Genomic DNA, 12,598 nt, shown 5'->3' on the forward strand with positions numbered 1-12,598 from the left:
CAAGAAACGAGACGATGGAAACCTTCGATTATGTGATCATCGGCGCGGGCTCCGCCGGGAGCGTGCTGACCAATCGGTTGAGTGAAGACGCCGGCACGCGGGTCTGCGTGCTGGAGGCGGGGCCGAGCGACTGGCATCCCTACATCCATCTGCCGGCCGGCTTCATCAAGACCTTCCACATGAAGAGCGTGAACTGGGCCTACCAGCAGGAGGTCGGCCCCTACACCGGCGGGCGCAGCATCTATGCGCCGCGCGGCAAGACGCTTGGCGGCTCGTCCTCGATCAACGGCCATATCTACAACCGCGGCCAGCGCCAGGATTTCGACACCTGGGCGCAGCTCGGCAATCGCGGCTGGGGCTATCCCGACGTGCTGCCGTATTTCCGGCGGATGGAGCGGCGTGTCGGCGAGGGCGACGACACCTATCGCGGCCGCGACGGCAATCTCACCGTCACCACGATGGACTGGAAGGACCCGCTCTGCGAGGCCTTCATGGAAGGCGCGGTCTCGCTCGGCATTCCGCGCAACCCCGACTACAACGGCCAGATCCAGGAGGGCGTGTCCTACTGCCAGCGCACCATCCTGAACGGGCTCAGGGTCAGCGCTGCAACCTCGTTCCTGCATCCGGCGCGGCGGCGGCCGAACGTCGACGTGCGCACCCATGCCCATGTCACCGGCATCATCTTCGAGGGCAAGCGCGCGGTCGGCGTGCGCTATAATCGCGGCGGCAAGTATGGCGATCCGCTCGAGATCCGCGCCAGCAAGGAGGTCATCCTCTCCGGCGGCGCGTATAATTCGCCGCAGCTGCTGCAGCTGTCCGGGGTCGGTTCGCCCGATCTGTTGAAAGCGCACGGCATCGAGGTGGTGCATGCGCTGGCCGGTGTCGGCGAGGGCCTGCAGGATCACTACGCGCCGCGCTCGGTGGCGCGGGTCAAGAACATCAGGACCATCAACGAAATGCGCCGTGGTCTCAGTTTATGGGTCGAGGCGCTGAAATGGGCGACCACGCGGCGCGGGCTGCTGTCGCTGTCGCCGACCATGGTGTACTGCTTCTGGCATTCCGGCGAGACGACCGAGAGCTCGGACCTGCAGCTCACCTTCACGCCTGCGAGCTACAAGGAAGGCGTGCAGGGCCAGCTCGAGGACGAGCCCGGCATGACGGTGGCCTCATGGCAGCAGCGGCCGGAGAGCCGCGGCTATGTCCGCATCCGCTCCGCCGATCCGTTCGCGCCGCCGATCATCCAGACCAACTATCTCGCCGAAGAGATCGACCGCCGCGTCGTCGTCGCCGGCATGAAGCTGGCGCGGCGGCTGCTTGCCTCCGAGCCGCTCAGTCCGTATTTCGCCTACGAGGATTTCCCGGGCCCGAAGGTGCAGAGCGACGACGAACTGCTCGCCGCCGCGACCCAGCGCGGCACCACCACCTTCCATCCCGGCTGCACCTGCCGCATGGGACCCTCGGACGCGCCGTGGGCCGTGGTCGACGACCAGCTCCGGGTCCACGGCATGGAGGGCCTGCGCGTGATCGACGCCTCGATCATGCCGCGCATGATCTCCGCCAACCTCAACGCCTCCACGCTGATGATCGCCGACAAGGCCTCCGACATGATCCGCGGCAGGACGCCCGAACCCGCGGCGAAGCTGCCGGAGTATGCGTGAGCGGCTGATATGCGTGGCAAACCATCCGGTGTCGTCCCGGCGAAGGCCGGGACCCATAGCCACCGAAAGTCTTTGTTGTGCGACGCTGGGGCCGCAGCCTTCTTGAACAATCCAACCCTGTGGTTATGGGTCCCGGCCTTCGCCGGGACGACGGCGGAGTGTGTGTTGCCGTTCGCAGCTCAGGCTGGCGGAAACGCCTAACAGAAACTACCCGTAAACGAACGCCTTGTCCTCGAGGTCGATCTGCGGGAATTCGTCCTTCTCGGCCCAGTAGTCCTGGTTGTGCTGCCACTCCGGCTTGTCGCCGCGCTTCGGCAACAGGTGCATGCCGCGCATCATGTAGCCGGGGTTGAAGTTCTCCGAATCGATCCACGGCAGCAGTGGCATGTTGTGATCCTCGGGCCGCAGCGCGGGGGTCACCTTGCTGGTGCCGGTGTCCTTCATGTGCTTGAGCAGGCGGCAGACGAAGTCGGCGACGAGGTCGACGCGCAGCGTCCAGCTGGCGCGGAAATAGCCGAACACCCAGACGAGGTTCGGCACGCCGGTGAACATCATGCCGCGATAGGTCACGGTGTCCTTGAAGTCGAGCGGCTTACCGTCGATCGCGAAGTCGATGCCGCCGTTTGCGGAGAGATGGAAGCCGGTCGCGGTGATGATGATGTCGGCCTCAAGCTCCTTGCCGGACTTGAGCAGGATGCCGGCCTCGGTGAAGCGCTCGATCTCGTCGGTGACGACCGAGGCCTTGCCGTCCTTGATGGCGTGGAACAGATCGGCATCCGGAACGAAGGCGATGCGCTGCCGCCACGGCCGGTAGCTCGGCGTGAAGTGGGTGGCGATATCGTAGTCCTTGCCGACAACCGCCTCGACTGCCGCCAGCAGGTCCTTCTTGGCGCCCTCGGGGTCGGCAAAGGTCCGCTTGGTGAAGGCGTCCTGCTCGAACAGGATCTTGCGGCGGACGATCTCGTGGATCCAGCTCTCGTCGACCTGCAGCCGGCGCAGCTCCTCGGCGATCTCGATCGCGTTGCGGCCGGTGCGGAAATAGGTCGGCGAGCGCTGCAGCATGGTGACATGGCCGGCGTCCTTGGCCATTGCCGGGATCAGCGTCGCGGCGGTGGCACCGGAGCCGATCACGATCACCCGCTTGCCCTTGTAGTCGAGATCATCGGGCCAAGTCTGCGGATGCACGACCGTGCCCTTGAACTTCGCCATGTCGGTCCATTCCGGCGTGTAGCCGGCGTCGTGGCGGTAATAGCCCTGGCACATCCAGAAGAAGTTGGCGGTGAAGCGCAAATGCTCTCCGGTGTCGATGCGGGTGGCATCGATGGTCCAGAGATTGGTCTCGTTCGACCAATTCGCCGCGGTGATGGTGTGGCGATAGCGGATGTGGGGAGCGAGGTCGTTCTCCTCGATCACCTCGCCCATATACTTCAGGATCTCGGCCGCGCTCGCGATCGGCGCGCTGGTCCACGGCTTGAAGCGATAGCCGAAGGTGTGCAGGTCGCTGTCGGAGCGGATGCCGGGATAGCGATGCGTCGACCAGGTGCCGCCGAACGTCTTCTGCGTCTCCAGCACCACGAAGCTGGTGCCTGGACATTGCGTGGTGAGGTGATAGGCGGCGCCGACGCCGGAGATGCCGGCACCGGCGATCAGGACGTCGAAATGCTCTGTCGTGACGGGCTCGGCGGCCCGGATCTGGGTCTGGACGTTCATCTTCCCTGGTCTTTTTTGTTGGTTGGTCTTCGGAAACAAAACGCCGGAGCGATGGCCCCGGCGCTTGGCTGTTTCGGAACTAGACTTCGCGGCGGCTGAGGAAGGCCAGCCGCTCGAACAGGTGCACGTCCTGCTCGTTCTTGAGCAGCGCGCCATGCAGCGGCGGGATCAGCTTGCGCGGATCGCGCTCGCGCAGCATCTCCGGCGTGATGTCCTCGTTCAGCAGCAGCTTGAGCCAGTCGAGCAGCTCCGAGGTCGAGGGCTTCTTCTTCAGGCCGGGCACCTCGCGCACGTCGAAGAAGATGCGCAGCGCCTCTTCGACCAGCCGCTTCTTGATGCCGGGGAAGTGCACGTCGACGATCCGGCCCATCGTGTCGGCATCGGGGAACTTGATGTAGTGGAAGAAGCAGCGGCGAAGGAAGGCGTCCGGCAGCTCCTTCTCGTTGTTCGAGGTGATCATCACGATCGGGCGCAGCTTGGCCTTGATGTTCTCGCCGGTCTCGTAGACGTAGAACTCCATGCGGTCGAGTTCGAGCAGCAGGTCGTTGGGGAATTCGATGTCGGCCTTGTCGATCTCGTCGATCAACAGCACCGGGCGCTTCTCGGCGGTGAAGGCGTCCCACAGCTTGCCGCGCTTGATGTAGTTCTTGATGTCGGAGACGCGGGCATCGCCGAGCTGGCTGTCGCGCAGCCGCGACACCGCATCGTATTCGTAGAGGCCCTGCTGCGCCTTGGTGGTGGACTTGATGTGCCAGGTGAGCAGCGGCGCATCGATCGCCTTCGCGACTTCCTCGGCCAGCACGGTCTTGCCGGTGCCGGGCTCGCCCTTCACCAGCAGCGGGCGCTCGAGCACGATGGCGGCATTGACGGCGACCTTAAGGTCATCGGTGGCGACGTAATCCTTGGTACCCGTGAATTTCATCTATCTGTTTGCCTTGGTTCGTTCGTCGGTCGCCCGGGCGCCCACACGAAACGACCGCTCTCGCGGCGGTCGGATATGCTGTTCAATGTATTGTCACACGCAATTGTAGTTGAAAAAGCCGGGCGGTCTAGCACCGATTCCGCAGCGCAGCGGTGCCCGGGGCGGGCCGCGCGCATAGTATGTCAGGCGTACTGTTTCCGCCCTGCGGAATGATTGTCACCCGGCCGCGACGAGGCGAGCACGCTGCAGTCGCGCCCCGCGTGCTTAGCTTCGTAGAGCGCGAGGTCGGCCCGCCGCAGCAGCTCGCTCTCTTCGGTGATGGCAGGCGTGCGGCCGGCAATTCCGACGCTGACCGAGATCACACCGCGGCGCGCGGCGGGATTGGCGATCGCCAGCGAACGCACGGTGAGACGGATGGCTTCCGCCACCTTGAGCGCGTCCTGCTCGCTCACATCGGGCAGGATGATCGCGAATTCCTCGCCGCCATAGCGCGCCGCGAGCGCCGTCGTCTTGTCGGTGGCGTCCGCGATCACCTGCGCGACGCGCCGCAGGCACTCGTCGCCGGCCTGATGGCCCTGGCTGTCGTTGAAACCCTTGAAATGGTCGATATCGAGCATGATGAGCGATATCCGCTCGCGGTCGCGAAACTCACGCGGCAGCGCCACGTCGAAGCTGCGGCGGTTGGCGAGCCCGGTCAGGCCGTCGGTGGTGGCGAGCTCGGACAGGCGGATGTTGAGCGCGTTGAGCTCGTCTTCCATCTTGCGGCGTTCGGTCACGTCGCGCAGCACGCCGACCACCTCGATCGCCTGGTGATCTTCCGCAGCCCCTGCAAGCTTGAAATTGATCTCGACCCAGACCTCGCTGCCGTCGGCGCGCAGCGTCTTGAACTCGACGGTCTTGGTGATCGTCCAGTTGGTCAATTCCGCCGTCGCCCTGGCGACGTCGGCGAGGTGATCTGGGTGCACGAACTCGAAGCAGGGTTTGCCGATCAGATCGTCCGGCTTGCGGCCGAGCATGCTCTCGACCGACTGCGACACGAACAGGAAGCGGCCGTCGCGGTCGAGCAGGATCACGACGTCGGCGATGTTGTCCGCCAGCAGCCGGTAGCGGGCCTCGCGTTCGCGCAGCATCCGCCCCACCATGGCGCGCTTGGCGAACTCCTTGCCGAGCAGGACGGCGAACAGGATGACGCTTCCCATCAACATCACGGCGACCAGCAGGTCGTTGCGCAGATCCTCATGCCATGCGGCGAGAACCTGGGTTTCCGGCAAGGCGACGGTGACCACGATCGGATACTGCGAGGCGCGCTCGAAGCCGAGAAACTTGATGTGTCCATCGAATGGCGATGTGGTTTTGGTATAGCCGGTCCGGCCTTGCTCGATCGTTGCCTTGAAGGCCGAGGAAACCTCCTTGTTCCACTTGCCCGTCGGCCAGTGCGCCAGAACGGTGCCGTCGAGGCGCAGCAGGGTGATTCCGGCATGCGGACCGAATTTGAAGGCCTGGTAGAAATTGTCGAAATATCTGCTTTCGATGGTCGCGAACAGCACGCCGCCGAAGCTGCCGTCTTCCCTGGTGATGCGTCGCGACAGCACGATGGTCGGCCGGCCGGTCAGGCGCGACTGCAGCGGCTCGCTGATGTGCAGCGAGGCATCCGCCGAGTCGCGATGGCCGATGAAGTAGCTGCGATCGGCATTGTTGTGCGCCGGCAGCTCCGCGGCGGAAGAGTAGATCCTGTTGCCGTCGGGGTCGATGACGCCGATCTCCCCGATCTGGGGCAGCGCGTCCGCGGTCTTGCGCAACGCCGCGTTGAAGCGATCGACGCGCGGCTTCTGGTATTTCAGGAGATCGACCATGGCGCCCATCGCCACGTCGATCGCCTGGACCGAATGCGAGGCATGCTCGGCCAGCGAGTGGGTCAGGTTGCGGATGTCGCGCTCGCCCTGGGCGAGGGCCGTGGTGCGCGCCTCGGTCGCCTTCCAGATCAGCAGGCCGAGCACGAATATGCTCATTGCCGCGACGACGGCGGCGACGATCGCGGTCGGCGAGAACAGTTTCGGCAGCTTGGCGGGGCTGTTGGGCAACGGGTCCACTGGCGTTGGGTTACCTCCAGTGATCAACGCCCCATCTTAACGTCACGTTTCGGCCCCAGGGCCGAAGGTGGCCGGGGTGGTTAAGTGAAGGTGAATGGCTGGTCCGCGGGGCCTGCCGGGGAGGGGCCCTTGACGGCACCGGCAGGGCGGGCGATTTAAGTAACCATGTTCCTGCAGTTTTTCACATCGCTGCGCGACGCCCAGGTCCCGGTCACGCTCCGGGAATACCTGACGTTGATGGAAGCGCTCGACGCCGACCTCGCCGATCAGTCGGTCGAGAATTTCTACTATCTGTCGCGCTCCGCGCTGGTCAAGGACGAGCGCAATCTCGACAAGTTCGACCGCGTGTTCGGAAGCGTGTTCAAGGGGCTGGAGAGCCTGCTCGACGCCATGGACAAGGCGGAGATCCCCGAGGAGTGGCTGAAGAAGCTCGCGGAGAAGTATCTCACCGAGGAAGAGAAGAAGCAGATCGAGGCGATGGGCTGGGACAAGCTCATGGAGACCTTGAAGAAGCGCCTCGAGGAACAGAAGGGCCGCCACCAGGGCGGCAGCAAGTGGATCGGAACCGCCGGCACCTCGCCGTTCGGCGCCCACGGCTACAATCCCGAAGGCGTGCGCATCGGACAGGAGAAGAACCGCAACAACCGTGCCGTGAAGGTGTGGGACAAGCGCGAGTTCAAGGACCTCGACGGCAATGTCGAGCTCGGCATCCGCAACATCAAGGTCGCGCTGCGCCGCCTGCGCAAGTTCGCCCGCACCGGTGCGCCGGACGAGCTCGACCTCGACACCACGATCAAGGAGACCGCCAACCACGGCTATCTCGACGTACACATGCGGCCCGAGCGGCGTAACGCGGTCAAGGTGCTGGTGTTCTTCGATATCGGCGGCTCAATGGATTCGCATATTGAGCAGGTCGAGGAATTGTTCTCGGCCGCCAAGAGCGAATTCAAGCACATGGAATATTTCTACTTCCACAACTGCCTCTATGAAGGCGTCTGGAAGCAGAACAAGCGGCGCTTCACCGACCGTACGCCGACCTGGGACGTGCTGCACAAATATCCGCACGACTACAAGGTGGTGTTCGTCGGCGATGCCTCGATGTCGCCTTACGAGATCATGGTGCCGGGCGGCTCGGTCGAGCACGTCAACGAGGAGGCCGGCTCGGTCTGGCTCGACCGCATCATCCGCACCTATCAGCATTCGGTGTGGCTCAACCCGGTGGCGCAGAAGCACTGGGACTATTCGGAATCCACCACCATCATCCGCCGCATCTTCTCCGAACGCATGTATCCGATCACGATCGAGGGTCTGGAGAATGCGATGAAGGAACTGGTGCGCTAGACCATTTCCGTCATTCCGGGGCGAAACATCGAACCCGGAATCTCGAGATTCCGGGTCTGGTCCTTCGGGCCATCCAGGAATGACGGCCAAGAAAAACGAGGGAGAGGGCCATGCCCCAGACCATCCACCGCGGCATCAAGGCGATGATCGACGAGGCCAATGCCGAGATCGAGACCATCAGCGCGAAGGATGCGATCACGCTGATCGGCAAGGATGACGTCGTGATCGTCGACATCCGCGATCCCCGCGAGATCGAGCGCGACGGCAGGATCCCCGGCGCCTTCCCCTGCACCCGCGGCATGCTGGAGTTCTGGATCGATCCGAACAGCCCCTACGCCAAGCCGATCTTCCAGCAGGACAAGAAGTTCGTCTTCCACTGCGCCGGCGGCCTGCGCTCGGCGCTCGCCGCCAAGACCGCGAAGGACATGGGCCTGAAGCCGGTCGCCCATATGGGCGGCGGCTTTGCCGCCTGGCGCGACGCCGGCGGGCCGATCGAGGCCTGGGAGCCGAAGAAGAAGGGGTGAGGCTGGCCCTCTCTCTCCACCGTCATTCCGGCGCGCGCGCAGCGCGAACCCGGAAGCTTGCGAAACAACCTCTGGATTCCGGGTTCACGCTTCGCGTGCCCCGGAATGACGAGAAGGAATGATCATGACCGCTGCCGACGATCCGCTTGTTTCGACCGAATGGCTGGCCGCGCATCTGAACGATGCCAACGTCAAGGTACTTGACGCGACCTTCAAGCTGCCAGGCGTGTTGCCGCTGCCGAAGGACGACTATCTCGCCGCGCATCTGCCGGGTGCGGTGTTCTTCGACGTCGACGCGGTGTCCGACCATTCCAATCCGCTGCCGCACATGTTTCCGAGCGCCGAGCAATTCGGCCGCGACATCGGCGGGCTCGGCATCGGCAATGCCGATACGGTCGTGATCTACGATGCCGGCGGGTGGGTCGCCGCGCCGCGCGCGTGGTGGATGTTCCTGTCCTATGGCCACCGCGACGTGCGCATCCTCAACGGCGGGCTGAAGAAGTGGCGCGCCGAGGGGCGGCCGGTGGAAAGCGGCGAGGTGAAGCCGAAGCCGGCGAGCTTCAAGGCAAACTATGATGCGAAGCGCGTTCGCGGCATCGAGCAGATGATCGCCAATGTCGACAGCCGCAAGGAGCAGGTGATCGACGCGCGCGCCGCCGACCGCTTCGAGGGCCGCGCGCCGGAGCCGCGGGCGGGCATCCGCTCGGGCCACATTCCGGGCGCGCGTAACGTGCCCTACAATCTTTTGTTCGATGCCGCGACCGGCGCGATGAAGCCGCTCGACGAACTGCGCGCCGCGTTCACCGGCGCCGGCGTCAAGCTCGACGCTCCGATCGTGACGAGCTGCGGCTCCGGCGTCTCCGCCGGCGTGCTGACGCTGGCGCTGTACCGGCTCGGCATCACCGACACCGCGCTCTACGACGGGTCGTGGTCGGAGTGGGGGCAGGCGAGCGGCCCGCCGGTCGCCACCGGGCCGGCCTAGCGCCGGGTGACCGGCAGGATCGTCGGCTGCCCGAACGGATCGAGCTGCTGCTGAACGACCGCCTGCCGCGCCGGTTGTGCGCGGACGACTTTGCGCCGCTCCTTGCGGTGCGTCGACTTCTTGGCCTCGCTGCGCTCCGGCTTCTTCTTGTCGGCTGTCTTCTTCTCGGCCGTCTTCCTGTCGGCTGTTTTCTCTGCTGACTTCTTCTCAACTGTTTTGTCGGCTGCCTTCCCGGTGCTCTTGGGCGCCGTCGGCGGGTCGACGACCACCTCCGGTCCGCCGAGCGTCGCGATCCTGGTCGCGGCGGCGAGCGCCTCCGGTGAGGGCGGCGGTGCAGGCGCCGGCTCAACCATCACGGGAGCGGCCACAGCAACGGGAGCCGGCTCGCTGGTGGGCGGAGGCGACTCGGCAACCGCGGCGATCTTGGGCTCAGCGGGTGCAGGCGCGGCTTCAGCAACCGGCGGGGCGAGTTGCGGGGCAGGGGATGGGTCTACGGTCGGCGTCGTTGGCGCGGCACCGGCTTGCTGTGGCGGTGGGGGCTCCTCCACGACGGCCTGCGCCTCCTGCTTCGGCGCAGCCGGCGGCGGATCGTCCGTCGTTACGGCGGCGATCTTCTCGGGCTCTGCGGGAGGCGGCACCTCGGCTGGCGCTGCAGGCTCGGGCGCAGCCGCAGGCGTCGGCGCAGGGACGGCTGTCGTGTCCGCGACGGTAGCGGGCGGCGGCGATGGCTCGACCCGCACCATGGCCAACACCGGCGTGGCGTCCTGTGCTTGCGCGAATTGCGGTTCGGGCGGCGCCCGGCGGGCCGGGCTGCTGGCGAATTCCTCATGCGCGGCACGCAGTAACGCGGCGGCTCCCAGCCCGAATATCAACAGCGAGGTCGCAAGGACGATTGCGGCGAACAGGAAACGAAGGCCGGGAAGCATGGACGCGGTTCCCCCTTCTGCGGGAGATATTGATGCCAGGGGAACGCGGTGACCACACGAGGCAGGCCGGCTTCGCGCGCGCGAATCAGGCCGATTCGAGAATATCGCAACGCTTGACGACTGTTTGTTACAAAATGGGGGCGATTGGTGACTTCAGGCACGTGGACGAGGTTTCTCGATTCGTGAGACATCTTCGCCGCAGCGTGACGCGAAATCACAAAATGCCCGTATTGGACCGGATTTCGCGGAATTGTCTTGAATGCGCCGCTATCTTCCGTCATTGGGCCGTTAACGGTCCGGTGTGGCTTGGGGACTATACAAGAGCAATGATGATCAACCGCATTCTGACGATTTGCGCTGCCGCGGCGCTCGGCGCGGCGGGAACCTCACTCGCGCATGCTCAGCAGCGTTATCCGGCGTCCCAGGCTCCGGTCTATTCGGCGGCGCCGCAGCCCTATTCGCCCGGCAGCATGCCGGATTTTGATTCGTTCGACGATGACGACGCGCCGCAAAGCTCGACCGCGCTGACGCCGCCCGGCCCAGTGACGTCACCGGATGATCCGCGCTACGGCCGCCCGGCGAATGCCGCGCCGGTCTACTCCGATCGTGCGCCGACGGGGCCCGTGATGTCGCCGGACGATCCGCGCTATGGCCGTCCGATGAATGCGCCGCCGGTCTACTCCGACCGTGCGCCGACCGGTCCGGTGATGTCGCCCGATGATCCGCGCTACGGCCGCCCGATGGGTCCGCCGCCGGTGATCTATGGTGATCGCGGGCCGGGCGTGCCGCCGCAGGCCTATCCCGACAATTCCGTGCCGGCCGCAAACGTCGTCTATGGCGCCACGCCGAACGGCGACGACCGCAATGGCATGCGCCCGCCGGAGGCCGTTGGCGTCACCGGAACGGTGCCGCCGCAGCAGGCCCCGATCGGCGCCGATGGCAAGCCGGTGCAGCTCGCTGCCTTGCCGCCGGATGAGCAGCCGGAAGACGGCCCGGCGCAGCTCGCGCCGAACCTGCGCCGCCAGGAAGTCGCGTTCGCCACCAAGGAGCCCGCCGGCACCATCGTGGTCGATACGCCGAACACCTATCTGTATTACGTGCTCGGCAACGGCCGGGCGATCCGCTACGGCGTCCGTGTCGGCCGTGACGGGTTCACCTGGACCGGCGTGCAGAAGATCACCCGCAAGGCCGAGTGGCCGGATTGGCATCCGCCGACCGAGATGATCGAGCGCCAGCCCTATCTGCCGCGTTTCATGGCCGGCGGCCCCGGCAATCCGCTCGGCGCCCGCGCGATGTATCTCGGCTCGACAGTGTACCGCATTCACGGCACCAACCAGCCGTCGACGATCGGCAAGTTCGTCTCGTCGGGCTGCATCGGCATGCTGAACGAGGACGTCTCGGACCTGTTTGAACGGGCCAAGGTCGGCACCCGCGTGGTTGTGCTGCCCGGCGGATCGGCACCGGGAGCGGCAACGGCCTCCGCAGCTCCGGCTGGCGGCGGCCCGGTCGCTTCAGCGGCCCCGACCCCGGCGGCGCCGCTGCCCGGCACGCAGCCGACCACCGTGCAGCCGCTGCCGGCACCGGTGACGGTCCGCTAAGTCGTTCCAACTTGATTTCGAAAAGGCGCGCGTCGAGCGTGCCTTTTTTATTGCAACAAGCCGACTGCGATTGCGTTGCCGACAAGAGGCCGCGCAAATGCACGAATCCCTCCAGACCTATCCGCCGCTCAACACGCCGAAGCCGGTTGCCGACGATGTGTGGATCGTCGATGGGCCGCTGATCCGGTTCGGCCCACGCTGGTTCAGGATGCCGTTTCCGACCCGCGCGACGATCATCCGCCTGCCGGACGCGCAGCTCTTCATCCATTCGCCGACGCCGTTGGTGGCCGAACTCAAGGCCGAGATCGCATCGCTCGGCGCGCCGCGCTGGATCATCGGACCGAACCGCATCCACTATTGGTGGATCCCGGAGTGGCATGCAGCCTATCCAGACGCGCGCATCTATCTCGCGCCGCGGATCGCGGAGCAGGCCGGCGACCGGCTCATGCTCGACGGCGAGCCGCTGGAATCACCGACGGGCTATCCTTGGGACGCGTCGATCGCGACGTTGCCGATCCCGGGCGGCTACATGACCGAGATCGTGTTCTTCCATCGCGCCTCGCGCACGCTGGTGCTGACCGACCTGATCGAGAATTTCGAAGCCGGCAAGGTCAGCTCACCGCTGATGCGATTGCTGACCTGGCTCGGCGGCGTGCGCGACCCCGACGGCAGCACACCGAGCGATTTGCGCTCGAGCTTCGCGCGCAATGGCGCGGCGATGAAGGCCGCGGTCGCGCAGATGATCGTCTGGAATCCGGAACGGATCATCCTCGCCCATGGGCGCTGGTACGACCGTGACGGTTGCGCGGAACTGCGCCGCGCATTCCGCTGGATCTTGCGGCGCTAA

At 65.5% G+C, this 12,598-nt stretch carries 10 protein-coding genes; 6 read left to right on the forward strand and 4 right to left on the reverse strand.

Translation table 11 applies throughout. From position 1 onward, the window contains the following. Positions 1-14: 14 nt before the first annotated feature. Positions 15-1,658, forward strand: a complete 1,644-nt coding sequence (locus JQ633_RS09640) for a GMC family oxidoreductase (RefSeq protein ID WP_211984748.1) — start codon at positions 15-17, stop codon at positions 1,656-1,658. A gap of 207 nt (positions 1,659-1,865) precedes the next feature. Here JQ633_RS09640 and JQ633_RS09645 read toward each other — a convergent pair whose 3' ends face one another. From JQ633_RS09645 to JQ633_RS09655, 3 genes are all read right to left on the reverse strand, one after another. Next, positions 1,866-3,368 carry a flavin-containing monooxygenase gene (locus JQ633_RS09645; protein ID WP_211984749.1) on the reverse strand — a complete coding sequence of 501 codons (1,503 nt, stop codon included), beginning with the start codon at positions 3,366-3,368 and terminating at the stop codon, positions 1,866-1,868. 79 nt (positions 3,369-3,447) lie between these two features. Further along, the gene (locus tag JQ633_RS09650; protein WP_211984750.1) at positions 3,448-4,290 is read right to left on the reverse strand and encodes an AAA family ATPase; all 843 of its coding nucleotides are present in this window, start codon (positions 4,288-4,290) and stop codon (positions 3,448-3,450) included. Positions 4,291-4,472: 182 nt separating this feature from the next. Next, positions 4,473-6,380 carry a diguanylate cyclase gene (locus tag JQ633_RS09655; protein WP_211984751.1) on the reverse strand — a complete coding sequence of 636 codons (1,908 nt, stop codon included), beginning with the start codon at positions 6,378-6,380 and terminating at the stop codon, positions 4,473-4,475. Between the two features lie 165 nt (positions 6,381-6,545). On the opposite strand from JQ633_RS09655, the gene JQ633_RS09660 reads away from it, so the two are divergent. The 3 genes from JQ633_RS09660 (at position 6,546) to sseA (ending at position 9,227) form a co-directional block, all read left to right on the forward strand. Further along, entirely contained in the window at positions 6,546-7,721 is a 1,176-nt protein-coding gene (locus JQ633_RS09660; protein ID WP_211984752.1) for a vWA domain-containing protein, read from the forward strand. Positions 7,722-7,831: 110 nt separating this feature from the next. After that, entirely contained in the window at positions 7,832-8,245 is a 414-nt protein-coding gene (locus JQ633_RS09665) for a rhodanese-like domain-containing protein (protein WP_211984753.1), read from the forward strand. Positions 8,246-8,369: 124 nt separating this feature from the next. Next, positions 8,370-9,227, forward strand: coding sequence for a 3-mercaptopyruvate sulfurtransferase (sseA, locus tag JQ633_RS09670; protein ID WP_211984754.1), 858 nt, complete (start codon positions 8,370-8,372; stop codon positions 9,225-9,227). Here the strand turns inward: sseA and JQ633_RS09675 are convergent. Further along, positions 9,224-10,153: a hypothetical protein gene (locus JQ633_RS09675; protein ID WP_211984755.1), complete on the reverse strand. Its 930-nt coding sequence runs from the start codon at positions 10,151-10,153 to the stop codon at positions 9,224-9,226. The two genes, sseA and JQ633_RS09675, sit on opposite strands and share 4 nt — an antisense overlap. A 326-nt stretch (positions 10,154-10,479) precedes the next feature. Here JQ633_RS09675 and JQ633_RS09680 point away from each other — a divergent pair, with 326 nt between their 5' ends. After that, complete coding sequence (locus JQ633_RS09680) at positions 10,480-11,751, forward strand: L,D-transpeptidase (RefSeq protein WP_211984756.1); 1,272 nt, start codon at positions 10,480-10,482, stop codon at positions 11,749-11,751. Between the two features lie 97 nt (positions 11,752-11,848). Continuing rightward, entirely contained in the window at positions 11,849-12,598 is a 750-nt protein-coding gene (locus JQ633_RS09685) for a DUF4336 domain-containing protein (RefSeq protein WP_211984757.1), read from the forward strand.

Origin of the sequence: Bradyrhizobium tropiciagri, from assembly GCF_018130505.1 — a bacterium.
Classification (GTDB): Bacteria; Pseudomonadota; Alphaproteobacteria; order Rhizobiales; family Xanthobacteraceae; genus Bradyrhizobium; species Bradyrhizobium tropiciagri_B.

Bases quoted from the DNA above. Each gene is read 5' to 3' on its own strand.
- JQ633_RS09685 (WP_211984757.1), top strand. From the start codon at position 11,849: ATGCACGAATCCCTCCAGACCTATCCGCCGCTCAACACGCCGAAGCCG.
- JQ633_RS09650 (WP_211984750.1), bottom strand. From the start codon at position 4,290: ATGAAATTCACGGGTACCAAGGATTACGTCGCCACCGATGACCTTAAG.
- JQ633_RS09680 (WP_211984756.1), top strand. From the start codon at position 10,480: ATGATGATCAACCGCATTCTGACGATTTGCGCTGCCGCGGCGCTCGGC.
- JQ633_RS09675 (WP_211984755.1), bottom strand. From the start codon at position 10,153: ATGCTTCCCGGCCTTCGTTTCCTGTTCGCCGCAATCGTCCTTGCGACC.
- JQ633_RS09645 (WP_211984749.1), bottom strand. From the start codon at position 3,368: ATGAACGTCCAGACCCAGATCCGGGCCGCCGAGCCCGTCACGACAGAG.
- sseA (WP_211984754.1), top strand. From the start codon at position 8,370: ATGACCGCTGCCGACGATCCGCTTGTTTCGACCGAATGGCTGGCCGCG.
- JQ633_RS09660 (WP_211984752.1), top strand. From the start codon at position 6,546: ATGTTCCTGCAGTTTTTCACATCGCTGCGCGACGCCCAGGTCCCGGTC.
- JQ633_RS09665 (WP_211984753.1), top strand. From the start codon at position 7,832: ATGCCCCAGACCATCCACCGCGGCATCAAGGCGATGATCGACGAGGCC.
- JQ633_RS09640 (WP_211984748.1), top strand. From the start codon at position 15: ATGGAAACCTTCGATTATGTGATCATCGGCGCGGGCTCCGCCGGGAGC.